The organism is Streptomyces sp. NPDC058653 (assembly GCF_042716895.1).
Lineage (GTDB): Bacteria > Actinomycetota > Actinomycetes > Streptomycetales > Streptomycetaceae > Streptomyces.
In genome coordinates, this window is sequence record NZ_JBHXRM010000027.1 from 49,612 (window position 1) to 73,312 (window position 23,701).

Below are 23,701 nucleotides of genomic sequence, written 5' to 3' on the forward strand. Positions count from 1 at the left end.
CCCGGACCCTACCGCCGGCCGTCGTCCCGTGCCGCGAGCCGGACCTTGATGCGCTTGCCGACGGGCTCGCGCCGGACGTCGTACCCCTCGCAGAGCGCGATGACGATCTCCAGCCCGTGCTGTCCGATGCGGCCGGGCTCGGCGGCCCGCGGCACCGGCAGTGTGGAGTCGGTGTCCCACACCGTGATCTCCACGACGTCCCCGTCGAAGACGAGGTCGAGGAGGCAGGGCCCGGGCGCGTACTTGTACGCGTTGGTCACCAGCTCACTGACGACCAGCTGCGCCGTGTCGATCACCCGCGACGGCACCGTCCGGTCCCGATCGGTCCGTACGCCCGAGAGGAAGCCGGCCGTGAAGCGGCGTGCCTCCCCGATCATCCCCGAGTCCCCGTCGAACACGGCGCCCCTGCTGAGCACCTCGCCCGTGGTGGGACATCGGTCCTCGGTCTTCTCCAACCACCTGTCCATAGCTTCGATCCGTTCCCCCGTGGCGGCCTTGACGGCCGGCTCTTCCTCTGTTCATCTCACCGCCTGCCCCGCTTCAGCCACTTCAGTCCCAAGGGTGGGCAACGAACCGTACGAGCCTGGTCGATAACGGGACCGACAGTCGCGCGGTGTTATAGATTTTGATCCACTTTTCAGTCCCGAACAGCAGGAGGAGATCGTGGGCGTTTCCCTGGGCAAGGGTGGCAACGTTTCGCTGAGCAAGGAGGCTCCCGGCCTGACCGCGGTGCTCGTCGGCCTCGGCTGGGACGCGCGCAGCACGACCGGCGCCGACTTCGACCTCGACGCGAGCGCGTTGCTGGTGAACAGCGCCGGCCGGGTGCTCTCCGACCAGCACTTCATCTTCTACAACAACCTGACGAGCCCCGACGGTTCGGTCGAGCACACCGGTGACAACCTCACCGGTGAGGGCGAGGGCGACGACGAGTCGCTGAAGGTCAACCTCGCCGGTGTCCCCGCCGACGTCGACAAGATCGTCTTCCCGGTCTCCATCCACGAGGCGGGCGCCCGCGGCCAGAGCTTCGGCCAGGTCCGCAACGCCTTCATCCGCGTCGTGAACCAGGCCGGCGGCGCCGAACTCGCGCGCTACGACCTCACGGAGGACGCCTCCACCGAGACCGCGATGGTCTTCGGCGAGCTCTACCGGCACGGCGCGGAGTGGAAGTTCCGCGCCGTCGGCCAGGGTTACGCCTCCGGGCTGGCCGGTATTGCGGCCGACTTCGGCGTCAACGTCTGACACAGGCACGACGCACGCGGGAAGCGGGGACGGGTTCGGGAGTACGCGCTCACGGGCGTGCTCCGGACCGAGAGGTACGAGCACGAGCGGGACGGCGGGGGACGAGGACCAGGTCCGCCGCCGTCCGGCTTGAACAGCCCTGATCGGCGGTCTCATTGACAGCCCGTCATGTCACCGCGAACATCCACCCTGCGTGTGTGCATGACAACGGTGTCGATGGGGAGGCCGCATGAGTTCGGACGAGCGACGGCAGGGACCGGCACGACGACACGTCCTGCGGGCCGGAGCCGTGGCCGGACTGGCGGCGGCGGGTATGGCGGCCGCCGGGGCGCCCGCCCTCGCGGCGCCCGTTTCCGCCGGGACCGTCCCCGCCGGGCCTGGACGCACGGGCACCGGTCGCCCCCGGATCGAGTTCGGCGGATCCGACGCCCACGAGGCGCTGCTGGGCGGGGCCTACCGCGCGGCGCTCGACAATCTCCTCGACATCAACACCGTCCCCTACGACCCGGCCGAGTACAACCAGACCGGCCTGATGACCGACCCGCCCGGCGTCTTCGTCCGGGCCGGCGGCGGCTACGAACAGCCCTGGACCCGCGACGCCTCGGTCAACTCCTGGAACGCCGCGAGCCTGTTGTCCCCCGACGTGGCCCGCAACACGCTGTGGTCGGTCTGCCGCCGGCAGGACGACGGCGGGCTCGTCGTGCAGCAGGACAACCAGTGGTGGGACCAGATCATCTGGGCGATCGCCGCCCGGAGCCACTATCTGACCACCGGGGACCGCGCGTTCGTCACCGACGCGTACCAGGCCGCCCTCACGACCCTGCACCTGGGCCGGGAACGGCACTTCAACGAGGAGTACGGCCTCTTCGAGGGCCCCGCCTTCATGCAGGACGGCATCGCCGGTTACCCGAGCCCGCCGTACGACCCGGAGAACGGCTCCTCCTTCGTCCTCGACCACCCGGACACGGACACCCTGATGTGTCTGTCGACCAACTGCCTCCACCACGCGGCGTATCTGGCCTGCGCGGACATGGCCGAGGCGGTGGGCGACAGATCCGCGGCCGGTCAACTGCGCGGCGAGGCGGCCCGGTTGCGCACCGCGATCGACACGCGCCTCTGGCGGCCCGAGGCCGGCAGTTACGGCTACTTCATCCATGGCTCCGGCGAGCGGGTCGGGCAACTGGAGACGTACCAGGAGGGGAACGGGCTCGCCTTCGCCGTGCTGTGCGGGGTCGCCTCCCGGAGCCGGACACGCGAGCTGCTCCGCACCACCCACCGCCAGCCGCGCGGGGTGGTCAACGTGTACCCGCACTTCTCGGGCTTCGACGACGAGCGGCCGGGCCGCCACAACGTGATCGTCTGGCCCATGACGGTCGGTATGTGGGGGCACGCGGCGGCGGTCGGCGGGCGGGTCGACCTGTTCGGACAGGCGGCGGTCGACATCGCCACCCTCCAGCGGCCCGACGGCCATTTCTGGGAGATCTACAACGCCAGGACCGGCGCCGTGGACGGTGGCTGGCAGAACGAACGGCAGTGGGAGTCCGAGCCGGACCAGACCTGGTCGGCCACCGGGTATCTCCGGCTGATCCACCAGGGCCTGTTCGGAATGCGCTTCGAACGGGACGGACTGCGCCTCACCCCGAGCCTGCCCCCGGGGTGGGGCCCGGTGACGCTCCGCGACCTGCCCTACCGGAACATGACGCTGGACATCACACTCACCGGTTCCGGCAATCGCCCGGTATCCACAACACTGAACGGCCGCCGCACCACCACGATCCCACCCACCCTGCGGGGCCGCCACCAGGTCGGTGTCCACCTGGCGTAAGGCGGCGGGTCCACGGTCGGTCACCTGCGATCCGGCGCGGCCACCGGCGGTTCTGCATGGCCACGGTTGGTCTGGCACGGTGACCTGCGGTCCGGTACGGCCACCTTTGGTCTGGCGCGGTCACCGGTGGCCCGCATGGGCGCCTGCGGTCCGGTGTGGCCACCGACGGCCCGCACGATTGTCGTGCGTCGGGCACGGCGACTGTCGGTTCTGCGCGGTCACAGTGGTCCGGCGCGGTGACCTGCGGTTCTGCGTGGCCGCCGTTGGTCCGGCACGGTCGCCTGTGGTCCGGCGTGGCCGCCGTGACGTCCAGGTCTGCCTGGCCTGACGCCGCAGGGCCCGCGTCGGCCCGCGCGGGCGCCTGCGGTCCGGCGCGGCCACCGCCGACCCGCGCGGTCACCCGCCGTCCCGCAGGCCCCCCTCACAGCCGCGGATCGACCTGGATCTTCGGTCCCCGTCCGGCGCCGTCGGGGCGGGTGCCCGCCAGTACCGAGGCCAGGGACTCCAGCGCGACCGTGGCCGCGATCAGGGGGCGTGGGTCGACGGCGCCCGAGGCGTAGTGGTCGATCGTGCGGGCGAGTGCGGGGGACGCGCTCAGGATGCCCACCGCGGTCACGTCCTTGAGCGCCAGATCACGCGTGTCGATGCGGCTCGGTTCGCTCGCCAGGCCGATGTAGACGACGCGCCTGCCCGGTTCGACGAGCTCCAGCGCCCGCGCCGGAAGGTGCGCGGCGTTCGACGCGTCGATCACGGCGTCGAAGGGCAGATCGGGAAGCCCGTCGGCCGTCCACGCGCCGTGCGCGCCCACGGAGCGGGCGAAGTCCAGTGACTCCTCCGTCAGCCCCTGTACGTGGACTTCCGCGCCCCGCGCGAGCGCGAAGCCCGCCGCGAGCAGACCGATGGCACCGGGACCGAGCACCAGCAGCCGGTCTCCGGGGGAGAGCTCCGCGGCCTCCACGGCGCGCAGCGCGTTGCCGCCCGGCTCGACCATGGCCCCCGCCGCCGCGTCTACGCTGTCCGGCAGGGCGTGCAGCGAGGAGACGGGCACGGCGACCCGCTCGGCGAGCGCGCCCGGCCGCCCGTGCCGGATGCCCAACTCGTAACGGTCCTCGCACACATGGTGCAGCCCCCGGAGGCACCGCCGGCAGCGCCCGCAGCCGAGCATGGTGTCCCCGGTGGTGCGCCGCCCGAGCCAGCCGGGCTCGACGCCCTCGCCCACGGCCGACACGGTGCCGCACCACTCGTGGCCGATCCTGACCGGATACGAGGCGTGCCCGTCACGCAAGTAGCTCATCTCGCCCGTGTAGAACTCGACGTCGGTGCCGCAGACACCCACCCGGTCGACATCGACGACGACTTCGCCGGGCGCGGCCACGGGCGGTTCGACGTCCAGTACCTCGCAACGGCCCGGCCCGGTGATGACAAATGCACGCAAGGACGACCTCCTGTACGGGCGGCCGGACGGCGGGCGGAGAGCGGGTGCGCCCTTCCCCCGTACGGCTCGGGAAAGTTAGGGTGCCAGCCATGCCCGAGCAGCGCAGCTCTCAGTGGTACGCGGGAACGGACCGGAACGCCTACATACACCGGGCGTGGATGCGCCGGGGACTGCCCGCGCACGCCTTCGATGGCCGCCCCCACATCGCGATCGCCAACACCGCGTCCGATCTGACCCCCTGCAACGCCCACCTCGGCGAGGTCGCCGAGAGCGTCAAGCAGGGCATCTGGGAGGCCGGCGGCGTCCCGATGAACCTCCCGGTCGTCTCCCTCGGCGAGACGCTGGTCAGACCCACCGCCATGCTCTGGCGGAACATGGCGGCGATGGCGACCGAGGAGATGCTGCGGGCCAACCCCGTGGACGGCGTGGTTCTCCTCGGCGGCTGCGACAAGACCATCCCGTCCCTGCTGATGGCCGCCGCCTCCGTGGACCTGCCCGCCGTCGTGGTGCCGGGCGGTCCGATGCTGACCGGCACGTTCCGCGGTACGCCGCTGGGCTGCGGCACGGACGTGTGGAGACTCAGCGAGGAGGTACGGGCGGGAACCCTCTCCGAGGAGGAGTTCCTGCGCTCCGAGTCCTCCATGATCCGCAGCCGGGGCCACTGCAACACCATGGGCACCGCCTCGACCATGGCGTGCGTCGCCGAGGCGCTCGGCACCACCGTCCCCGGGGTCGCGGGCATCCCCGCACCGGACAGCCGCCTGCTGGAGAGCGCCCACGGCACGGGCCGGCTCGTCGTGGAGATGGTCGCCGAAGGCAGACGCCCCAGCACCACACTGACCAAGGGGTCCTTCCTCAACGCGATCGTCGCCCTGGCGGCCGTCGGCGGCTCGACCAACGCCGTCGTGCATCTGCTCGCCATAGCCGGGCGGCTCGGCATCGACCTGACGCTCGACGACTTCGACCGCACCGGCGCGGGCGTACCGCTCCTGGTCGATCTCCAGCCCGCCGGACGCCATCTCATGGAGGACTTCCACCGGGCCGGCGGTCTGCTCGCCGTCCTCAACGAGGTGCGGGACCTGCTCGATCCGGCGGCGCTCACCGTCACCGGCACACCGCTGGTGGACCATCTGGACGGGGCGCGGATCTGGGACGACACCGTCATCCGCCCACGCGCCGAACCCTTGCAGGCCGACGCGGGCATCGCCGTCCTCCGGGGCAACCTGGCCCCCTCCGGCGCCGTCATCAAGCCCGCCGCCGCCTCGCCCGAGCTGCTGAACCACCGGGGCCGGGCCCTGGTCTTCGACAGCGTCGAGGACATGCACGCCCGTATCGACGACCCGGATCTCGACGTCGACGCGTCGTCGGTGCTCGTGCTCCGGGGCTGCGGCCCCAAGGGCTACCCGGGCATGCCCGAGGTGGCGAACCTGCCGCTGCCCACCAAGCTGCTGGAGCAGGGCGTACGCGACATGGTGCGGATCTGCGACGGCCGGATGAGCGGGACGGCGTACGGCACGGTCGTCCTGCACGTCGCGCCCGAGGCAGCGGCCGGCGGTCCGCTGGGACTCCTGCGTACCGGGGACTGGATCGAGCTGGATGTCGCGGGGCGACGCCTGGACGTGGACGTACCGGCCGCCGAGCTCGAACTGCGGGCTCCCGCACCGGAGATGACCGGCGCCTTCGCCGCTCCGGCGCGCGGCTGGGAACGTCTCTATGTCGACCATGTCATGCAGGCCGACACCGGTGTCGATCTCGACTTCCTCGTCGGATCGAGCGGCCACGAGGTGTCGCGCGAGTCGCACTGAGCACGGGCCCGGAGGCTCCGGGCCCGCGGCCCGCACCTCAGACGTGGTCCGGATCCCCGCCGTGGCCCGGGTCCGGATGCACCGGGTCGTGCTGCCCGGCTCTCGCGGACTCCAACTGTGCCGCCAGCGACAGCCCGAGGAACAGCGAGATACCCGCCAGCTGGGACCAGAGCAGCAGCGCGACGAACGCGGTCAGCGGACCGTACACCGACCCGAACGACCCGCTGAACCCGACGTAGAGAGTGAGCAGCCACGTCGCGCCCACCCAGAGCAGCAGATGCACCGCCGACCCGAACGCCAGCCACGTATAACCCGGTTGATCACGGCGCGGGGCCAGGCGGAACAGCACCGCCGAGGCCAGCCACGTCAGCGCGACGCCCACCGGGATCCGCAGCCAGTCCCAGACGTCCCGCGTCGACCCGCCCCACCGGAACGTCTCCGCGAGCGCGCCGCCCACGGCCTCCCCGCCCACCAGGATGAGGAACCCGCCGACCAGCGGCAGCCCCGCCGCGACCGCGAGCCCCAGCGCGCGGCCGTACTTGGCCAGGAACGGGCGGTCCCGCTCCACGCCGTAGATACGGTTCGCGCCCCGCTCTATCTGTGCCATCGCCGACGCGAGATTCAGCGTCGCGAACCCCAGCCCGAGCCAGACGGCCAGCTCACCGCCGGAGCCCGAACCGGCGTCCGTCCCGGCACGCCCGAGCGAGGTGCGGACAAGATCCGCGCTGGGCCCCGGCGCGATCCGGGTGAGCGTCAACTCGACGACCCGCCCCACACTCTCCGTGTGCAGGGACATCGCCACGCCCACCAGGGCGATGCTGAACGGCACCAGCGCCAGGACGAACTGGAAGGCCAGCGCCCTCGCGATGCTGAACCCGTCCGCGTAACGGAACCGCAGGAAGGCGTCGCTCAGCAGCTTGCCCCCGCCGTAGGTGCGCAGCGCCGCCCACGCCTCGTCGCCCGAGAGCTCTTCCCCGATCATGTCCCTGGTCTGCGGTACCCGCACCACCGTGCCCATCGTGCCCCCGACTCGAATCGAACTGCTGACGACGGATTCTCGCAGGCGGGCGGATATGAGAGGTTGCTCGGGGGTTCGGTGTGGACCCCGCAGAGGTAGCCGAGGTAGTGGCAGGCCGTGGAGGTAGGGGCTGTGTTGCAGGTAGGTCGAGTGCTGAGGTTCGACGAGGTTCGCGGGTACGGGTTCATCGTCCCGAGCGAGGGGGACGAAGACGTGTTCATGCACGCCAACGATCTTCTGGACGAGAAGTACCAGTACAAGGCGGGCAGTGAGGTCGAGTACTTCCTGGAGATGGGGGACAAGGGTCCCAAGGCGTCGCAGATCAGACTGGTGAACGCGCCCGCGTCGCAGCGGAGTTCGTCGGGTACGGGACCGGTGGATCCGCACGGCGACTACTCGGACGTGCTGTCCCCGGTCGAGCTGCGGAACGAGCTGACCGAGGCGCTGCTCCAGGCCGACGGGTCCCTGACGGGTGATCAGATCAAGCGGGTGCGCACGTCGGTGATCGAGCTGGCGCGCTCCCACGGCTGGCTCGAATCCTGAGCGCGGTGGTGGGCGGAGCAGCGCCCACCACCCGGCCCGACCTCTCTAGGACGTCCGCGGAGCGGGCCGGGGCCCGGTCTTCGTACGACGCGGGGCGAGGAAGAAGAACATCGTCGGGATCAGATACAGCGCCCACACCGTCACCTGGACGGCCGTCGGGTCGGGCTGGAAGTTGAAGACGCCCTTGAGCAGGGTGCCGTACCAACTGTCCGGCGGGACCGTGCTGGTGATGTCGAACGCCTTGTCCTGGAGGCCGCCGATGAAGCGCGCCTCCTGAAGGTCGTGGAAACCGTACGCGAGCACGCCCGCCGCCACGACCACCAGCATCGATCCCGTCCAGGTGAAGAACCTCGCCAGATCGATCCTGAGCGCGCCGCGGTAGAAGAGCCAGGCCAGCACGATCGCGGTGGCGATCCCCAGCAGTACGCCGATCAGCGGCTCCGCCCTGCCCTCGCCACTGGCCCGTACGGACGCCCACACGAAGAGCGCCGTCTCCAGGCCCTCCCGTCCCACGGCGAGCAGCGCGGTCGCGACCAGCGCCCCCGTACCCATGCGCAGCGCCGTGTCGAGCTTGCCGTGCAGATCGCTCTTCAGATGCCGCGCGGTGCGGCGCATCCAGAAGACCATCCAGGTCACCAGCCCCACGGCGAGGATCGAGAGCGACCCGCCGAGCAGTTCCTGCGCCTCGAACGTCATCTCCTGGGAGCCGAATTCGAGCGCGGCGCCGAAGGACAGCGAGACGGCGCAGGCGATGGCGATGCCGGTCCACACCGGCCGCAGCGCGTCGCGGCGCCCGGTCTTCACCAGATACGCGACGAGGATGCAGACGACCAGCCCGGCCTCCAGACCCTCGCGCAGACCGATCAGATAGTTGCCGAACATGCCGGCCGTCCTTCCGCCGAGATCACTGTGCGTGCTGTGTGGGCGGTGAGTGCTGTGCGGGCGCCGTTCACGAGAAGAGCTCCCGTCCCCACCAGTCGTCCTTGTCCCGCACGCCGGGCGGTACGGCGAAGACCGCCGAACCCACGTGCTGGATGTACTCGTTGAGCGCGTCGGCGCGCGACAGAGTGCGCTGTACGGGGATGAACGCCTCCCGCACGTCGTGCTGGTACGCCAGGAAGAACAGGCCCGCGTCCAGCCGGCCGAGTCCGTCCGTGCCGTCGGTGTAGGAGTAGCCGCGCCGCAGCATCCGCGCCCCGCCGTTGGAGTCGGGGTGCGCGAGGCGTACGTGCGAGGTGGGCAGCATCGACTTGAGGAAGGGCTCGTCGTGCTCGCGCGCCTTGCCGACCGGGGCGCCCTCGCCCTTGTCCCGTCCGAAGACGTCCTCCTGCTCCTGGAGGGAGGTGCGGTCCCAGGACTCGATCCGCATCGCGATCCGGCGGGCCACCAGGTAGGAGCCGCCCGCCATCCAGGCGGGTCCCGCCCCGGCCGACACCCACACGTGCCGGTCGAGCGCGGCCGTGTCGGTGCCCGCGACATTGCGGGTGCCGTCCTTGAAGCCGAAGAGATTGCGCGGAGTCTGAGCGTCGGGCGTGGTGGACGACGTCTTGCCGAAGCCGAGCTGCGACCAGCGGATCGCGGTCCGGCCGAAGCCGATGCGCGCGAGGTTGCGGATCGCGTGCACCGCGACCTGCGGATCGTCGGCGCAGGCCTGCACGCACAGATCGCCGCCGGTACGTGCCGGGTCGAGATTGTCGCCGGGGAACTTCGGCAGGTCCACCAGCGCGTCGGGCCTCCGCCCCGCCAGCCCGAACCGGTCCTCGCGACTCCCGCCGTCCCCCGTGAACAGGGACGGACCGAACCCGATGGTCAGCGTCAGCCGGGACGGTCTGAGGCCGGCCGCCTCGCCCGTGTCGTCGGGCGGAGCCTCCGGCAGTCCACCGAACGCGCCTTCGCCGACCGCCCGCCCCTCGGTCATCGAACTGGCCGCCGCCGTCCACTCCTTGAGGAGCCGGATCAGCTCGGCCCGGTCCCCGGTGGTCACGTCGAAGGCCGCGAAGTGCAGCCGGTCGGGGACGGCCGTGGCGATTCCGGCCTGGTGCGCGCCGTGGAAGGGGACGGCCGCGCCCGCCGACCCGGCCGGCTCCGACCCGTCCGTACGGCCCAGGGCCGCGACCGTGCCGCCGGCCGCCGCGGCGCCGAGCGCGAGGCCCGCGCCGCCCCAGCCGATCACCGCACGCCGGGACGGTGTACGGGCTCCGCCGCCCGCTCCGCCCGGCTCAGTCTCGTCGCTCATGCCCGCACCGCTACTTCACGACCGCGGCGGCGAGCTTCGACAGGGGCTCGGCCAGCGCGTTCACCGCGTCGGACAGCTCCTTGCGCTCCGGCTCGCCGACCTTGTCGTACGAGGTGAACACGTAACTCGTCGGGTCCTCGCGGTAGGTGTCGAGCAGCGTGTTCAACGCGGCGAAGCTGGAGTCCAGTTCACCGGTCAGCTTCGCGTCGTTCTTCGCCGCCACCGGCTTCAGCAGCGCGTACGACTTCTCCGCGCCCTCGACGTTGGCCTTGAAGTCGACGAGGTCGGTGTGGCTGTACCGCTCCTCCTCGCCGGTGACCTTGCCGCTCGCGACCTCGTCGAGCAGCTCCTTGGCGCCGTTCGCCATGGACGTCGGGGTTATCTCCGCCGTACCGACCTTCTTCTGCCAGGCGGTGAGATCCGTGATCAGCAGATCCGCGAGTTCCTTGTCGCGCGGGGTGATCTTCTTGTCCTGCCACAGCGACTTCTCCAGCCGGTGCCAGCCGGTCCAGTCCGTCTTGGGGTCCTGGCCCTCTTCGAGGCCGTCGGCGCGCAGGTCGACCTTCGGGTCGATGTCGCCGAAGGACTCGGCCACCGGCTCGGTGCGCTCCCAGCCGATACGGGAGTCGGCGTACGCCTTCTTCGCGGCCTCGATGTCACCGGCCTTCACGGCCTCCGCGAACACCTTCGCCTTCGGCAGGGTCTCCTCGGCCTGTTCCAGCGTGTACTGGCGGTACGCGGCGACCGCCGCGTCCAGCTCCGGGTCGCGCTTCGCGCTCTCGCCGCCGCCCGTGGCCCTGACCTGCTGCCGGATCCCCTTGCCCCGCATCCCGGGCTTGCAGGCGATCTCGTAGTCACCGGCCTTGATCTCCGCGGTGATGTTCGCCTTGGTGCCCGCGCCGATGTTCTCGCGCTCGGTGACGATCCGGTCGTCGGGGAACAGCACATAGACCTCGGTGACCTTGGAGCCCTTGTTCTCCACGGCCAGTTGGAGATGACCCGCGGGGAACTCCTTCTTCGAGACCTCGCACGAGGTGTCGGTCGCCGTGACCTTGACGGCCCCGTCCCCTCCGGCGTCGCTCTTGTCGGCGCACGCGGTGACGGTGGTGAGGGCGGCGACCGCCGCGAGTGCGGCGACCGAGGAGAGGCGGAGGGGACGCATGTGGGCTCCAGCGGAGGACGGTGATCGTCGTGGCCCCGGGGTGAGGCGAGCCTAAGTTAGCTCACCCTTACTCTGCTGAAACCACAGCAAAATCCCAGATACCGGAGTCAATGGGTGGTTCGCCTTTGCTCATCCTTTTCAATGGGCCTGCTCCCTTCCATGCCACGCCCCACCAGCGAGAGGCCGGACCTCCCATGCAGCCGAGCATCCGCAACCAGCTCCCCGGTACCGTCACCGGTGTCGTCCCCGGGGAGGTCATGGCCACGGTCATGGTTCATCTGCCGGGTGGGCAGGACGTCACCGCCGCCATCACTCTGGAGGCCGTTCAGGAGCTCGGCATCGTGGTGGGCAGCGCGGTGCGGGTGCTGGCCAAGGCGACCGAGGTCTCCCTGGCCACCGGGCCGGTCGACGGCCTGAGCATCCGCAACCGGCTGTCCGGCACGCTCACCGAGATCGTCCTCGGCACCAGCCTCGCGAACGTCAAGCTGACGACGGGCGGGACCGAGCTGACCGCGGTGATCACGAGGGAGGCCGTGGAGGAGCTGGGGCTCACCCCGGGCACCGGGGTCACCGCGCTGATCAAATCGACGGAGATCTCCCTCGCCACCGTCTGAGCACCACGGTTTCCGCGCGTCCGTCTCCTTCTGCGATGAGTTTCGGCCGGTGCCACAGTCGGAGGAGGACAAGCGGCCGCGGAAGCGGCGGACATCGACGACACCGGGAGAAGACCATGCCCAGGATCACCCCCAGCCTCTGGTTCGACGGACAGGCGAAGGACGCCGCCGAGTACTACATCGGGATCTTCCCGAACTCAGGAATCACGGCGGTCACCCACTACGGCGAGGCCGGTCCCGGCCCGGCCGGCACCGTACTCACCGTTGAGTTCGAGCTGGACGGCCAGCCCTACATGGGGATCAACGGCGGCCCGCAGTTCACCTTCGACGAGGCCGTCTCCTTCGTCATCGAGTGCGCCGACCAGGAAGAGGTCGACTACTACTGGTCCAAGCTCTCCGAGGGCGGCGAGGAGGGCCCGTGCGGCTGGCTGAAGGACAAGTTCGGCCTCTCCTGGCAGGTCGTGCCCACCGGGATGAACACGTTGCTGAACGGCCCTGACCAGGAGCGGTCCCAGCGGGCGATGAAGGCCATGCTCGGCATGAGGAAGATCGACCTCGCCGGTCTGCAGGCCGCCGCCGACGGGACGGCCTGAGCCAGGACAGGGTGATACTTAAGCGATTGCTTGACTGTTGGCGTCCGGGGAGTGATAGTTAAGTACGTGCCTAACTATGAAGGCTCGTTGGACGCGGTGTTCCAGGCGCTCGCGGACCCGACCCGGCGGGACATGGTCGAACGGTTGATCCGTGGCCCGCTCTCGGTCAGCAAGCTCGCGGAGCCCCTGGAGATGTCGCTGCCCGCCGTGATGCAGCACCTCCAGGTGCTCGAAGCGTGCGGTCTGGTCCGGTCCGAGAAGGTCGGCCGGGTCCGCACCTGTCACATCGAGCCGGCCGGTCTGCGGACGGCCGAGGGCTGGATCGGGCGGCAGCGCACCGCATGGGAGCACCGTCTGGACCGGCTCGGTGAGCACCTGGCGGACCAGGAGCCGACAGAACAAGGATCAGCAGAGCAAGGGAGCACCTCATGACCGACGACACCCGGACCCAGCACACCGTCACCCACGCGACGTTCACCATCGAACGCCTCTATCCGGCGCCCCCGGCGCGCGTGTTCGCCGCCTGGTCCGACCCGAAGGCGAAGGGGAGCTGGTTCGCGGGCCCGAAGCACGCGTACGAGCTCGACTTCCGCGTCGACGGCCGGGAGGTCAACCGTGGTACGGCCCCGGACGGCACCGTCATGACGTTCACCTCCGTCTACCACGACATCGTCCCGGACGAGCGCGTCGTCTACAGCTCCACCCTGTACGGCGGTGACACCCTGGCGACCGCCTCGCTCACCACCGTGGAGTTCGAGCCCGACGGCGACGGCACCCGGCTGACCCTCACCGAGCAGGGCGGCTTCCTCGACGGCCAGGAGAAGCCGGAGTGGCGCGAGCACGGCACGGGCGAGTGGCTCGGCGCGCTGGGCGCCTATCTGACCCGTACCGGCGAGGACGGGACGCCGTAACGCGCGGCGCCCGGACGCGGTGGCCGGTGCGTCCGCCGCTCCGACGACGGCCCGGTCGGGCCCGTACCGAGCGTGTGGCTCGGTACGGGCCCGTCCCCCTGGTGCGACGGCTCGGGGAGCGCGGCCGGTCATGGGCGTCGACGCGCGCCGGTTCAGGACGCGGCCAGCGCCTCCGTCGGCGGGAGCCGGGCGGCGCGTACGGCGGGATAGAAGCCGGCCAGACCACCGATCAGCAGCGTCGCGGCGACTCCGCCGGCCATCGCCCACAGCGGCACCACCGTCGGCCAGCCCTGATACCCCGCGTATCCGGCGGTGACCCCGATACCGAGCAGCACCCCGCCGACCCCGCCGAGGGCCGACAGCAGCAGCGACTCGCAGAGGAACTGCGTACGGATCTGTCCACGCGTCGCGCCCAGCGAACGCCGCAGCCCGATCTCGGCCCTGCGCTCCAGCACCGAGATCACCATGGTGTTGGCGACCCCGACACCCCCGACGAGCAGGGCCACCGCGCCGAGCCCCAGCAGCAGACCGGAGAGCGCGTCGTCCGTCGCCCGCTTCGCCGCCAGCGCGTCCGACGGCCGCGAGACCTCCACCTCGTCGGGACTGCTCGGGTTGGCCGTCGCGCCGAGCACGCTCTGTACGGAGCCGACGGCCGCCTCCTCCGCGCGGGTGTAGACGGTCGTCGGATGACCGTCGAAACCGAGGACGTCCTCGGCCACCGGCCAGCCGATGAGGGCCGCCGCGTCCAGCTCGGGGGCCAGCTCGTTCGGCGCGAGCAGCCCCACGACGGTGAACCACCGTCCGCCGAGCCAGACCTGGGACTCCGGCCCCGCCTCAAGGACACCCAGATGCCGGGCCGCCTTGGCACCGAGCACCGCGGAGGGGTACCGCTCGTTCGCCGTGCTGAGCCAGCGGCCGTCCACGACCTCCGTCCGCACGGTCCTCGGCAGATCGATCCGGGCGGCGAACACCCCGATACCACCCGTCTGTTCCTCGGGGATGTGATCGGTCCGGTAGACGTCGGCCTCGGTGCGACCGATCGCCGAGACCGACTCCACCCCCTCGGTCGCCGCGATCATGCCGACGGCGTCGTCGGTCAGAAACGCCTGGTCACCGGCGAACGACTGACCCGGGGACACGGTCAGCAGATTGGTACCGAGCGTGGCCATCCGCCGGTTCAGCTCCTCCTGGCTGGAGGTGGAGATGCCCACGACGGCCGTCATCGCCGCGATGCCGATGGCGATCCCGAGGGCGGAGAGGAACACCCGCATGGGGCGCGAACGCAGACCCGAGCCCCCGACCCGTACGACATCGGCCGCGCCGAGCCGGGCGGGGCGCGGGCGGGCGGGCGCCGGACGCGGGGGAGACGCCGTACTCGCGCTCATACGCCCACCTCCCGCGGCGCGCGGGCGCCCGCGTACGGAGTGCCGCTCGCGCCGGCGGCCGAATCGTGCGCGACGCGGCCGTCCTTGAGCCGTACCTCGCGTGGCAGCGAGGCGGCGATGTCCCGGTCATGGGTGATGACCACGACCGTCGTACCGGCCCGGTTCAGCTCGTGCAGCAGCTCCATCACCACCTCCCCGGACTTCGAGTCCAGCGCTCCCGTGGGCTCGTCCGCGAGCAGGAGCGGCGGGTCGCCGACGACCGCGCGGGCGATGGCGACGCGCTGCTTCTCCCCGCCGGAGAGCTGGTGCGGCTCGTTGTCCAGCCGGTGTCCCAGACCGACGCGGCGCAGGGCGCGTTCGGCGAGACTGCGCCGCTCGCCGCGTGGACGGCCGCTGTAGAGCAGTCCGTCGGCGACGGAGTCCAACGCCGGTACGCCGGGGGCGAGATGGAAGGACTGGAAGACGAAACCGATGGACCGGGCGCGCAGCGCCGACAGTTCACGGTCGGTCAGCTCGTCCACCCGGTGGCCGTCGACGCACACCGTGCCGGCGGTCGGGCGGGCGAGCGTGCCCATGATGTTCAGCAGGGTGGACTTGCCGGAGCCGGAGGGGCCGACGATGCCCAGCAACTCGCCCTTCCCGACGGTGAGTTCGGCGTCGGCGAGCGCGGTGACCGCTCCGTACGTCCTGGAGACACCGGTCAGTTCGACGACGGGCCAGGTAGACATCACTCCGGGACCCCCACACGCAGACCCTCGGTGATGCCGGGCCCGGCCACCTCGACCAGCCCGTCCGCGAACATGCCCAGCTCCACCGGACGGTTCTCGACTTCCTCCCCGGTGATCGCCTGCACGGCGTAGCCACCGCCCTGACGGGCGATCAGGGCGTTGACCGGTACGGCGAGCACATCGGCGCGGCTCTCGGCGGCGAGCGTCACATCGACCGGTGCCGCCTGGTAGCGCCCCAGCTCCTTCTGGTCCTTGACGGTCAGCTCGACCGGCAGGGTGGCGTCCTCGGCGCTCGTGTCCTCGCCGCCCCCTCCTCCTTCGGAGGGCGCGGCCGTGGCCGAGGCGCCGATGTCCGTCACCTTCGCCGCGACCGTCGTACCGTCGGGGAGCCGCACCGTGGCCTTGGTGCCGTCCTCGACAAGACCTTCGAACCGCACCTCCAGATCGACGGTGACCACGCGTTCGGTGCCGGTCCAGCCGAGGACGTCGCCCGTCAGGGCTCCGCCCCGCGCGGCCCTGACCTCGGCGACCCGGCGGGCGCCGGGGGCCACGACCGCGTCGCCCGGTGCCACCCGGCCGGTCTCCTCCCGGCCGAGGTCCTCCTGCCACGCCCGTACGGCGTCGGCGGTCGATTCGGTGTACTCGGAGTCCACCGTGAAGCCGGTGTGGCCGAGCGCGGCCAGATTGCGCTCCAGGACCCTGACGTCCTTGCCCTCGGAGCCGACGCCGAGCGTGCGGTAGAGCGGGGTGGACCCGTACAGCAGGACCGACTTCTCTTCGTCGGCGCTGTACACGGTCTCACCACGCTCGATCCTGTCGCCGGTGTCCGGCAGCCAGGTGAGGGTCCCGGACCCGGCCCCCGCGCCGTTGGCACCCGGATCTCCGGAACCCGCGCCGGCCGGGGCGCCTACGGTCGTCGCCTCCCCGTACCCGAGCGTGCCGTCCACGGTCTCGCTGCGGGTCAGCGTGGTCTTCTCGACCGTGGCCGAACTCGTGGGCACGGAGGGCGAGGCCTCGGCGGACTCGCCGCCGTCGCCCCCGAGCACGCCCGACGCGCCGACGCCGCCGGCGGCGACGACCGTCAGGGCGGCCAGGGTGATGAGCGAGACGCGCAACGGGCGGCGCCGGGTTCCGGCTTGTCCGTCCGCGAAACCGCCGGAGGAGACGTCGGCCGGTCCGTCGGCCGGTCCGTCGTTCGGCTCTTCTGTCGGTCCGTCCGCCGACCCGTCCGTCATGGGGTCGGATCGGGTGTCCTCTTCCGTCTGACGGGATGTCATGAGCCGCCGCCCCCCTTCAACATGACGCCGCCGCCGGGGAAGGTGTCGCGGCAACTGTCCATGGCCTTCTGGAAGTCGGCGTTGTCCCGGCCCGTTCCCGGGGGAAGGTCGATCTCCATGGAACCGCCGTTGATCTTCGGGTCGGGGAACTCGGGTACGCCGTTCTTCCGTACGCACTCGGCCCACGCGGCGACCTTGGTGGAGTCGAGCGTGCCACCGCCGCCGCCCACGCCCTGCGGGGACAGATCCACGCAGGCCTCCTGTGCCTTCTTGAACTCGGGGGACCCGGGGTCCACTCCGCTGCCGGGTTCGAGTTTGATGCCTCCTCCCTCGGCCGGGTCGGGGAACTTCGGCACGCCGTTCTCACGCATGCACTTCGCGTAGGCGAGACTCCGTTCCTGGCGGTCGGTGGGGGACGCGTCCGGGCGGCCACCGGCGCCCGACGAGCCATCGGACGCCGCCGACGAGCCGCCGTCGGAGCAGCCGGCGAGCAGCACTCCCGCGAGCAGGAGCGGGACAAGGGAAACGATGCGCGCGCTTTCGCGCCTGTACGAGTGGGTCATGGGCCAACATCTACCGACCCGGCGGTTACAGGGCGGGAACGACCGCTGTTATGCCGCTGTAACCCCCGCTCCGTCATGCTGGGCGACATGCGCGTACTGATCGTGGAGGACCACCGGGAACTGGCCGAGACCGTGGGCACCGGCCTGCGGCAGGACGGCATGGCCGTCGACCTCGCCCATGACGGGCCGCACGCCCTCGACCTGACCGCCCTGTACGAGTACGACGTCGTCGTGCTCGACCGCGATCTGCCCGGTCTGCACGGCGACGACATCTGCCGCGCCCTGGTGGCGGGCGGTGGCCGGGCGCGCGTACTGATGCTGACCGCGTCGGCCACCATCGAGGACCGGGTCGACGGACTCGGCATCGGCGCGGACGACTATCTGCCGAAGCCGTTCGCCTTCGCCGAACTGATAGCGCGGATACGGGCGTTGGCGCGGCGCGCCCACCCGGCCGTACCGCCCGTCCTCGTCCACGGGGATCTCTCGCTGGACCCGGCCCGGCGGATCGCGCGGCGCGGCGGACGCAGGCTCGAACTCTCGCCCAAGGAACTGGCCGTCCTGGAACTGCTGCTGGCCGCCCAGGGCGGGGTCGTCTCCGCCGAACAGCTCCTGGAACGTGCCTGGGACCAGGCGGCCGACCCCTTCACCAACACGGTGAAGGTCACCGTCAGCAGGCTCCGCCGCAAGCTGGGCGAGCCGTCGGTGATCGAAACGGTGCCGCATGCCGGCTACCGCATCTGACCGCCCGCGCCCGGACCCGCGACCCGGTTCGCGCCCGCGCGCCCAGCGGCGTCCACCCGGCCCGCGGAGCCCGCGCTCCCTCCGGCACCCCCGCTCGCTCCTCCCCCGTGTCCGGTGGACGGCCCGGCTCCGTCTCACCCTTCTCTACGGCGGGCTCTTCCTCGTGTCGGGAGTCGCGCTCCTCGCCATCACCTACTTCCTCGTCGCCAACGGCGGCGAGGCCCGGGTCCTCCTGATCGGCAACGGCCCGCCGGACATGCCCCAGCCGGACACCGACATGATGCGCCGCACCCTGAAGGAGGAGTCCCACCGGCAACGCGCCGCGACGATGCACCAGTTGCTCGTCAAGTCCGGCTTCGCCCTCGCGCTGATGTCGGCCGTCTCCGTCGCCCTCGGCTGGCTGACGGCCGGCCGCGTACTGCGCCCGGTGCGCACCATGACCGACAAGGCCCGCCGGATCTCCGAACGCAATCTGCACGAACGACTCGCCGTCACCGGTCCCGCCGACGAACTCAAGGACCTCGGCGACACGTTCGACAGCCTGCTGGCGCGGCTCGACAGCGCCTTCGACGCCCAGAAGCGTTTCGTCGCCAACGCCTCGCACGAGCTGCGTACGCCGCTCACCCTCCAACGCGCCCTGATCGAGGTCGCGTTGGCCGACCCGGCGGCGGACGCGCGGTCGCTGCGAACCGTCTGCGAGAGGGTGCTGGCGGCGGGGGAGCACCAGGAACGCCTCATCGAGGCGCTGCTCACCCTGGCCCGGAGCCAGCGCGGCCTGGAGCGACGGCGGCCGACCGATCTCGCGCCCGTCGTCGCCGAGGTGCTGGCATCCGCCGCGCCCGGGGGAGCACGGATCGAGCGGTCGCTCGCCCCGGCGTGGACCTCGGGTGATCCACGGCTGGTGGAGCGCCTGGTCACCAACCTCGTCGACAACGCGCTGCGCCACAACGTCGGAGTCGGAGTCGGCGACGGCGACGGCGACGGCGACGGGGACGGCTCGACGCCATGGGTGCGGGTCGCCACGGGCATGGAGGGCGGGCGGCCGGTGCTGCGCGTGGTCAACAGCGGGCCGGTCATTCCGGCCGACCGTGTCGAGGCGCTGTTCCAGCCCTTCCAGCGGTACGCGTCCCGGGCGGGCGGCCCGGACGGTCTCGGTCTGGGCCTGTCCATCGTGGAGGCCGTCGCCACCGCTCACGGCGCCGGGCTGACGGCCGTTCCCGGACCGGAGGGCGGGCTGGACATCGCCGTGGCGTTCCCCGCGCGGGGGCGTAAAGCGGTCCGCCGGCCGCACGCCGTCCCGAAGGCCCCGGCGGCTACCGGTCGCCCTGCTCCGTCCCGGCCAGCCAGGCGTACGCCGCCCGCGCCGTGAACTCGCTCTGGCCGCGCGCGAACAGCAACTCCGCCCGGCGGAACGCCGGATCGTCGGCCGTCCCCGCCACGTACGGGACGGCGATGCACCGCATCCCGGCCGCGCGCGCCGCCGTCACGCCCGGGGCCGCGTCCTCCAGCACGACGCAGTCGGCGGGGTCGGCGCCCAGGCGGCGCGCCGCCTCCAGGAAGACGTCGGGCTCGGGCTTGCCGTGCGGGACCTCGTCGGCGGAGACGTAGAGGCTGAAGTACGAGCCGAGCCCCGTGCCGGCGAGCACGGCCTCGATGGCGGTACGGGACGAGCCGGAGGCGACCGCCATCGGCACCCCTTGCGCGTGCAACCGCTCCACGAACTTCCGCATCTCGGGAAAGACCTCCGTCGACGCGCTCGCCAGCTCCAGATAGAGGCGGTTCTTCGTGGCCAGCAGGTCGTCCACGGGCACGTCGAGCCCGTACTCCGCGCGCAGCGCCCGCAGTGTCTCGCGGGTGCTGATGCCGATGTAGCGGGTGTGGTGCTCCCAGGTGAAGTCGGCTACACCGTGCTGGGCGAGCAGCCGCCGGCCGGACTCGTAGTAGTTCGGCTCACTGTCCACGAGGGTGCCGTCGAGATCGAAGACGACGGAGACGGGGGAGGGGATGCGCGTGGTGCTCATGGGTCCCAGCATGCCAAGCCGGTCCCTCGGGCGCGTACCCACACCGAGTCGGCCGGACCCCCACGTACACGGTCGGCCCGTTTCGCGGGACAATCGAGCGGCCCGATCGAGCGGCGGAATCGAGCGGCACCTTCCGGCAGGACCGTCGGGCGGGACCATCGGCTCGGTCGGGCACGGCTCACCCGTCACCCCCCGAACACCACGGAGGCCACCATGCTGATCGTCGCCGGCAAGGGTTACGTCGATCCGGAGGAGCGCGAGGCGTTCGTCGCGGGCTTCGAGGCCGCGCAGCGGCGGGCGCGGACCGAGCCGGGCTGTCTCGACTACGTGGTGGCCGCCGATCCCGTGGAGCCCGGCCGGGTCAACGTCTACGAGCGATGGGAGTCGCGGGAGCATCTGGCGGCCCATCTGGCCCGGACGGCGCGGGAGTTACAGCCGTCGCCGGTAGTGCTCAGCATGGAGATCACGCAGTACGAGATAGATGCCTCGGGCCCGTTCTCAGCCTGACGCCCGCGCTGACGCGCTCCCCGGCGCCCGCGCCAGCAGCCCGGAGAGAACGACCTCCAGCAGCTCCCGCGACGACGTCTCGAAGTCGATCCGCATGGCCGCCAGCGAGGGATCGGCCTCGTAGGCCTCCAGCATCGCGGCCGACGGCTGGGTGTGGGTCCAGATCGCGCCCGTCGACATGACGCAGTAGGCGGCGAACCGCGACGCGTCCCCCTCACTCAGCTCGGGCACATGGGCGCGGACCAGAGCCGCCAGTTCGCCCACGTTCGCGATGGCGGCGCGCTTGTACTCCGCCGCGACCTCGGGAGAGATGTTGCGCTCCAGGACCGCCGCCTGCGAGCTGCTGAGGTCGCACAGGACCGGCCGCTCCGCCAGCGAGGCCGCGAGCACGGCCACCACCCGGTCCCCCCGCTCGCGGGGAGGGGCCTGCGCGTCGACGGCGGAGGTGAGCGCCCCCGCCAGATACTCCGTCCACTCCCGGCACGCGACATCGAGCAGATCGAGGAGTACGGCCTCCCGGGACTCGAAGTAGCGAAGGACGTTGGACTTCGCCAGCCCGACCCGCCGGCTCAGCTCGTTGAGGCTCACCTGGGCCACCGGCATCTCGGTGAGCATCGATGCCGCCGTGTCGAGGATCGCCCGGCGCCGCTCGGCGCGCTGCTCCTCGCTCCGTGCGCGCTGGAAGGTGTGTGCCATGGCTCAAGTCTACAGACCCCCGGTCTGTTGTTATCGGACCGCCGGTCTGCTAACTTTGAAATAGAAGAGACCGGCGGTCCTTTATGGTCGCCGCCCCCGCGCACCAAGGAGTCGCCATGTACACCGTTCCTGACCTCACCGGTAGGCACGCCGTCGTCACCGGGGCCAACAGCGGCACCGGCGAGGAGATCGCCCGCCGTCTCGCCGACGCGGGGGCGCACGTCGTGATGGCCGTGCGTACGGTCGCCAAGGGCGAGCGCGCCCGGGACGAGATCCTGGCCCGCCACCCGCACGCCGCACTCGATGTACGCCGCGTCGACCTGGCGGACCTCGCCTCCGTCGCCGCGTTCGCCGACGGGCTCGTCGCCGACGGCACCCCGCTCGACCTGCTCGTGAACAACGCCGGAGTGATGGCGCCGCCCTCCCGTATGGAGACGGCCGACGGCTTCGAGCTCCAGATGGGCAGCAACTTCCTCGGCCCGTTCGCCCTGACCGTGCGGCTTCTTCCGCTGCTGCTGGCCGCCGGGTCGCCCCGCGTCGCCACCATGGGAAGCGGCGCGGCTGGCTTCGGCCGGATCGACTTCGACGACCTCCAGTGGAAGAGCCGTACCTACAGCTCCAGCCGTTCCTACGCGCAGTCCAAGCTCGCCGACATGATCATGATCAGGGAGCTCGCCCGGACGGCCGAGGAGCGCGGCTGGCCCCTGCTGAGCGCGGGCGCGCACCCCGGCTTCACCCGCACCAACCTCCAGACGTCGGGCGCGAGTCTCGGCGACGGCAGGCGCTCCCTCGGTACGGCCCTGCTCACCAAGCTCCACTTCCTGCCCTCGCAGGAGCCCGAGCAGGGCGCCGAGCCGCTGCTGTACGCCGCGACCAGCCCCGAGGCCGTCGCCGCTGGCTACTACGGCCCCGGCGGTCGCTTCGGACTCGTCGGCCCCACCACCACCGCGCGTATGCCTCGCAGGGCGTACGACACCGAGGTCGGCGCCCGTCTGTGGGCCGAGGCCGAACGCCTCACCGGGGTCGCGCTCCCCGTGCACGCCGTCTGAGGGCGAATATGCCCCCGACTCGTCCGAAAGGGTGAACCGGCCGCCGGAATGGGTAGTTCAGGCGGCAGCACCCGATGTGAGCAGGTGGTCTAGACCGACTGCTACCGTCGGCGCGGACACATGAGCGGGTACGCGCACGCTCACGGACGCGCAGGACGATCGAGCGACAAGGGGACAGACAGTGGGCGACAGGAGCGACGGCAGGAGCGAAGGGCGGGCCTACATCGGGTCGTTCACCTCGGCCGGCGGCCGCGGCATCATCGCCACCGCCGTGGACGCGGACACCGGTTCGCTGACGGAGATCGGCGCGACCGACGAACTGGCCGACCCCTCCTATCTGGTCCTCTCGGAGGACGGCTCGGTGCTCTACGCCGTCTCCGAGGGGGAGGAAGGCGCCGCGGCGGCCTTCGACGTCGTCCCGCGCGCGTCGGGCGGCGCGTCGGCGCCCCGGCTGAAGGGCCGGCCGGTGCCCGTCTGCGGGTCGGGCCCGACCCATCTCACCCTCACCGCCGGGCATCTGGTGACCGCCAACTACGGCTCGGGCAGCGTCACCACGCTCCCCGTCCGCGCGGACGGCACCCTCGGCGCGGCGGCGGGAATCCGCCGGCACGAGGGCGGCGGACCGCACCCCGACCGGCAGGAGGGGCCGCACGCCCACCAGGTGGTGCCGGCTCCCGGCGGGGAGTGGCTGCTCGCCGTCGACCTGGGCACCGACTCCGTACTGATCAGCTCGGTCGACCCCGACAGCGGCGACATCACCCCGCACGGAGAGACCGCGCTGCGCCCCGGCACCGGACCGCGCCATCTCGCGTTCCACCCGGCGGGCACGCACGCGTACGTGCTCAACGAACTGGAGGCGACCCTCACGGTCTGCCGCTGGGACGGGGAGAAGGGCACGCTGGAGCCGGTCGGCGAGGCGCCTGTCCTCCCCGACGGTGTCGAGGTGGCGAGCTACGCCTCCGAGATCGTCGTCTCACGCGACGGGCGGCACCTCTGGGCCGCGGTGCGCGGACACGACAGCATCGCCGTCCTGACGCTCGACGAGACGCGTGAGAGGCCCGTCCTGGTCACGACGGTGGACTGCGGCGGACGGTGGCCGCGCGATCTCACGCTGGACCCCGCCGGGCGCAGGCTCTACGCGTCGAACGAGCACTCCGGCGATGTGACCTGGTTCGACATCGACCCGGCGACCGGTGTGCCGTCCCGTGCGGGCTCGTTCGAGGCGCCCGCGGCCTCCTGTGTGATCTTCGGCTGACACGGCCGCCAGGCGGCGCCCGCGCCCCTCGCCGGACGGGCTGAGAGATCAGACCGTCCGGCGACCGGGGACGTACCGGCACCACCGGGCGGTACCGG

Annotated in this window: 25 protein-coding genes; 13 read left to right on the forward strand and 12 right to left on the reverse strand. The window is 71.5% G+C overall.

What is annotated here, in order from left to right; all coding sequences use genetic code 11:
• Window positions 1–8: 8 nt before the first annotated feature.
• On the reverse strand, window positions 9–467 hold the full coding sequence (locus ACFWU9_RS22650; protein WP_384321129.1) for an ATP-binding protein: 459 nt from the start codon (window positions 465–467) through the stop codon (window positions 9–11).
• Window positions 468–663: 196 nt separating this feature from the next.
• On the opposite strand from ACFWU9_RS22650, the gene ACFWU9_RS22655 reads away from it, so the two are divergent.
• On the forward strand, window positions 664–1,239 hold the full coding sequence (locus tag ACFWU9_RS22655) for a TerD family protein (protein WP_384321131.1): 576 nt from the start codon (window positions 664–666) through the stop codon (window positions 1,237–1,239).
• 229 nt (window positions 1,240–1,468) lie between these two features.
• Window positions 1,469–3,064 carry a hypothetical protein gene (locus tag ACFWU9_RS22660; protein ID WP_384321133.1) on the forward strand — a complete coding sequence of 532 codons (1,596 nt, stop codon included), beginning with the start codon at window positions 1,469–1,471 and terminating at the stop codon, window positions 3,062–3,064.
• Between the two features lie 421 nt (window positions 3,065–3,485).
• Here ACFWU9_RS22660 and ACFWU9_RS22665 read toward each other — a convergent pair whose 3' ends face one another.
• Window positions 3,486–4,499 (reverse strand): zinc-binding dehydrogenase, encoded by a 1,014-nt coding sequence (locus tag ACFWU9_RS22665; protein WP_384321134.1) that lies wholly within the window; start codon window positions 4,497–4,499, stop codon window positions 3,486–3,488.
• A gap of 89 nt (window positions 4,500–4,588) precedes the next feature.
• Here ACFWU9_RS22665 and ACFWU9_RS22670 point away from each other — a divergent pair, with 89 nt between their 5' ends.
• Window positions 4,589–6,304 (forward strand): IlvD/Edd family dehydratase, encoded by a 1,716-nt coding sequence (locus ACFWU9_RS22670; protein ID WP_384321136.1) that lies wholly within the window; start codon window positions 4,589–4,591, stop codon window positions 6,302–6,304.
• Window positions 6,305–6,341: 37 nt separating this feature from the next.
• Here the strand turns inward: ACFWU9_RS22670 and ACFWU9_RS22675 are convergent, their stop codons facing one another.
• Window positions 6,342–7,322: a YihY/virulence factor BrkB family protein gene (locus tag ACFWU9_RS22675; protein WP_384321138.1), complete on the reverse strand. Its 981-nt coding sequence runs from the start codon at window positions 7,320–7,322 to the stop codon at window positions 6,342–6,344.
• A gap of 132 nt (window positions 7,323–7,454) precedes the next feature.
• Here ACFWU9_RS22675 and ACFWU9_RS22680 point away from each other — a divergent pair, with 132 nt between their 5' ends.
• The gene (locus tag ACFWU9_RS22680; RefSeq protein ID WP_384321140.1) at window positions 7,455–7,865 is read left to right on the forward strand and encodes a cold shock domain-containing protein; all 411 of its coding nucleotides are present in this window, start codon (window positions 7,455–7,457) and stop codon (window positions 7,863–7,865) included.
• A 45-nt stretch (window positions 7,866–7,910) separates the two neighbouring features.
• Here ACFWU9_RS22680 and efeU read toward each other — a convergent pair whose 3' ends face one another.
• The 3 genes from efeU to efeO form a co-directional block, all read right to left on the reverse strand.
• Window positions 7,911–8,747, reverse strand: a complete 837-nt coding sequence (efeU, locus tag ACFWU9_RS22685; protein WP_384321142.1) for an iron uptake transporter permease EfeU — start codon at window positions 8,745–8,747, stop codon at window positions 7,911–7,913.
• Window positions 8,748–8,814: 67 nt separating this feature from the next.
• Window positions 8,815–10,101, reverse strand: a complete 1,287-nt coding sequence (efeB, locus tag ACFWU9_RS22690) for an iron uptake transporter deferrochelatase/peroxidase subunit (RefSeq protein WP_384321144.1) — start codon at window positions 10,099–10,101, stop codon at window positions 8,815–8,817.
• Window positions 10,102–10,111: 10 nt separating this feature from the next.
• Complete coding sequence (efeO, locus tag ACFWU9_RS22695; protein ID WP_384321146.1) at window positions 10,112–11,263, reverse strand: iron uptake system protein EfeO; 1,152 nt, start codon at window positions 11,261–11,263, stop codon at window positions 10,112–10,114.
• Window positions 11,264–11,457: 194 nt separating this feature from the next.
• On the opposite strand from efeO, the gene ACFWU9_RS22700 reads away from it, so the two are divergent.
• From ACFWU9_RS22700 to ACFWU9_RS22715, 4 genes are all read left to right on the forward strand, one after another.
• Complete coding sequence (locus ACFWU9_RS22700; protein ID WP_384321147.1) at window positions 11,458–11,877, forward strand: molybdopterin-binding protein; 420 nt, start codon at window positions 11,458–11,460, stop codon at window positions 11,875–11,877.
• A gap of 116 nt (window positions 11,878–11,993) precedes the next feature.
• Window positions 11,994–12,470 carry a VOC family protein gene (locus ACFWU9_RS22705; RefSeq protein WP_384321149.1) on the forward strand — a complete coding sequence of 159 codons (477 nt, stop codon included), beginning with the start codon at window positions 11,994–11,996 and terminating at the stop codon, window positions 12,468–12,470.
• Between the two features lie 66 nt (window positions 12,471–12,536).
• Window positions 12,537–12,902, forward strand: coding sequence for an ArsR/SmtB family transcription factor (locus ACFWU9_RS22710; RefSeq protein ID WP_384321151.1), 366 nt, complete (start codon window positions 12,537–12,539; stop codon window positions 12,900–12,902).
• A complete protein-coding gene (locus ACFWU9_RS22715; protein WP_384321153.1) occupies window positions 12,899–13,381 on the forward strand; it encodes an SRPBCC family protein in 483 nt (160 codons plus the stop codon). The genes ACFWU9_RS22710 and ACFWU9_RS22715 overlap by 4 nt, the downstream gene beginning before the upstream one ends.
• A gap of 152 nt (window positions 13,382–13,533) precedes the next feature.
• Here ACFWU9_RS22715 and ACFWU9_RS22720 read toward each other — a convergent pair whose 3' ends face one another.
• The 4 genes from ACFWU9_RS22720 to ACFWU9_RS22735 are packed head-to-tail and all read right to left on the reverse strand — an operon-like array spanning window position 13,534 to window position 17,334.
• Complete coding sequence (locus ACFWU9_RS22720) at window positions 13,534–14,766, reverse strand: ABC transporter permease (RefSeq protein ID WP_384321155.1); 1,233 nt, start codon at window positions 14,764–14,766, stop codon at window positions 13,534–13,536.
• A complete protein-coding gene (locus tag ACFWU9_RS22725) occupies window positions 14,763–15,494 on the reverse strand; it encodes an ABC transporter ATP-binding protein (RefSeq protein ID WP_384321157.1) in 732 nt (243 codons plus the stop codon). Before ACFWU9_RS22725 ends, ACFWU9_RS22720 begins: the two co-directional genes overlap by 4 nt.
• The gene (locus tag ACFWU9_RS22730) at window positions 15,494–16,771 is read right to left on the reverse strand and encodes a peptidoglycan-binding protein (RefSeq protein WP_384321159.1); all 1,278 of its coding nucleotides are present in this window, start codon (window positions 16,769–16,771) and stop codon (window positions 15,494–15,496) included. Before ACFWU9_RS22730 ends, ACFWU9_RS22725 begins: the two co-directional genes overlap by 1 nt.
• A complete protein-coding gene (locus ACFWU9_RS22735; protein WP_384321160.1) occupies window positions 16,768–17,334 on the reverse strand; it encodes a hypothetical protein in 567 nt (188 codons plus the stop codon). The genes ACFWU9_RS22730 and ACFWU9_RS22735 overlap by 4 nt, the downstream gene beginning before the upstream one ends.
• An 87-nt stretch (window positions 17,335–17,421) precedes the next feature.
• On the opposite strand from ACFWU9_RS22735, the gene ACFWU9_RS22740 reads away from it, so the two are divergent.
• Both ACFWU9_RS22740 and ACFWU9_RS22745 read left to right on the forward strand, forming a co-directional pair.
• Window positions 17,422–18,075 carry a response regulator transcription factor gene (locus ACFWU9_RS22740; protein WP_384321162.1) on the forward strand — a complete coding sequence of 218 codons (654 nt, stop codon included), beginning with the start codon at window positions 17,422–17,424 and terminating at the stop codon, window positions 18,073–18,075.
• A 163-nt stretch (window positions 18,076–18,238) separates the two neighbouring features.
• A complete protein-coding gene (locus ACFWU9_RS22745; RefSeq protein WP_384321164.1) occupies window positions 18,239–19,444 on the forward strand; it encodes a sensor histidine kinase in 1,206 nt (401 codons plus the stop codon).
• Here ACFWU9_RS22745 and ACFWU9_RS22750 read toward each other — a convergent pair.
• Window positions 19,389–20,096, reverse strand: coding sequence for an HAD family hydrolase (locus ACFWU9_RS22750; RefSeq protein ID WP_384321166.1), 708 nt, complete (start codon window positions 20,094–20,096; stop codon window positions 19,389–19,391). The genes ACFWU9_RS22745 and ACFWU9_RS22750 overlap by 56 nt on opposite strands.
• A 213-nt stretch (window positions 20,097–20,309) precedes the next feature.
• On the opposite strand from ACFWU9_RS22750, the gene ACFWU9_RS22755 reads away from it, so the two are divergent.
• On the forward strand, window positions 20,310–20,603 hold the full coding sequence (locus ACFWU9_RS22755; RefSeq protein ID WP_384321168.1) for a putative quinol monooxygenase: 294 nt from the start codon (window positions 20,310–20,312) through the stop codon (window positions 20,601–20,603).
• Here ACFWU9_RS22755 and ACFWU9_RS22760 read toward each other — a convergent pair.
• A complete protein-coding gene (locus tag ACFWU9_RS22760; RefSeq protein WP_384321170.1) occupies window positions 20,595–21,299 on the reverse strand; it encodes a TetR/AcrR family transcriptional regulator in 705 nt (234 codons plus the stop codon). The genes ACFWU9_RS22755 and ACFWU9_RS22760 overlap by 9 nt on opposite strands.
• A 116-nt stretch (window positions 21,300–21,415) precedes the next feature.
• Between ACFWU9_RS22760 and ACFWU9_RS22765 the strand changes: the two genes are divergently transcribed.
• The gene (locus tag ACFWU9_RS22765; protein ID WP_384321171.1) at window positions 21,416–22,348 is read left to right on the forward strand and encodes an SDR family oxidoreductase; all 933 of its coding nucleotides are present in this window, start codon (window positions 21,416–21,418) and stop codon (window positions 22,346–22,348) included.
• A gap of 181 nt (window positions 22,349–22,529) precedes the next feature.
• Window positions 22,530–23,603: a lactonase family protein gene (locus tag ACFWU9_RS22770; RefSeq protein ID WP_384321173.1), complete on the forward strand. Its 1,074-nt coding sequence runs from the start codon at window positions 22,530–22,532 to the stop codon at window positions 23,601–23,603.
• The last annotated feature ends 98 nt before the right edge of the window (window positions 23,604–23,701 follow it).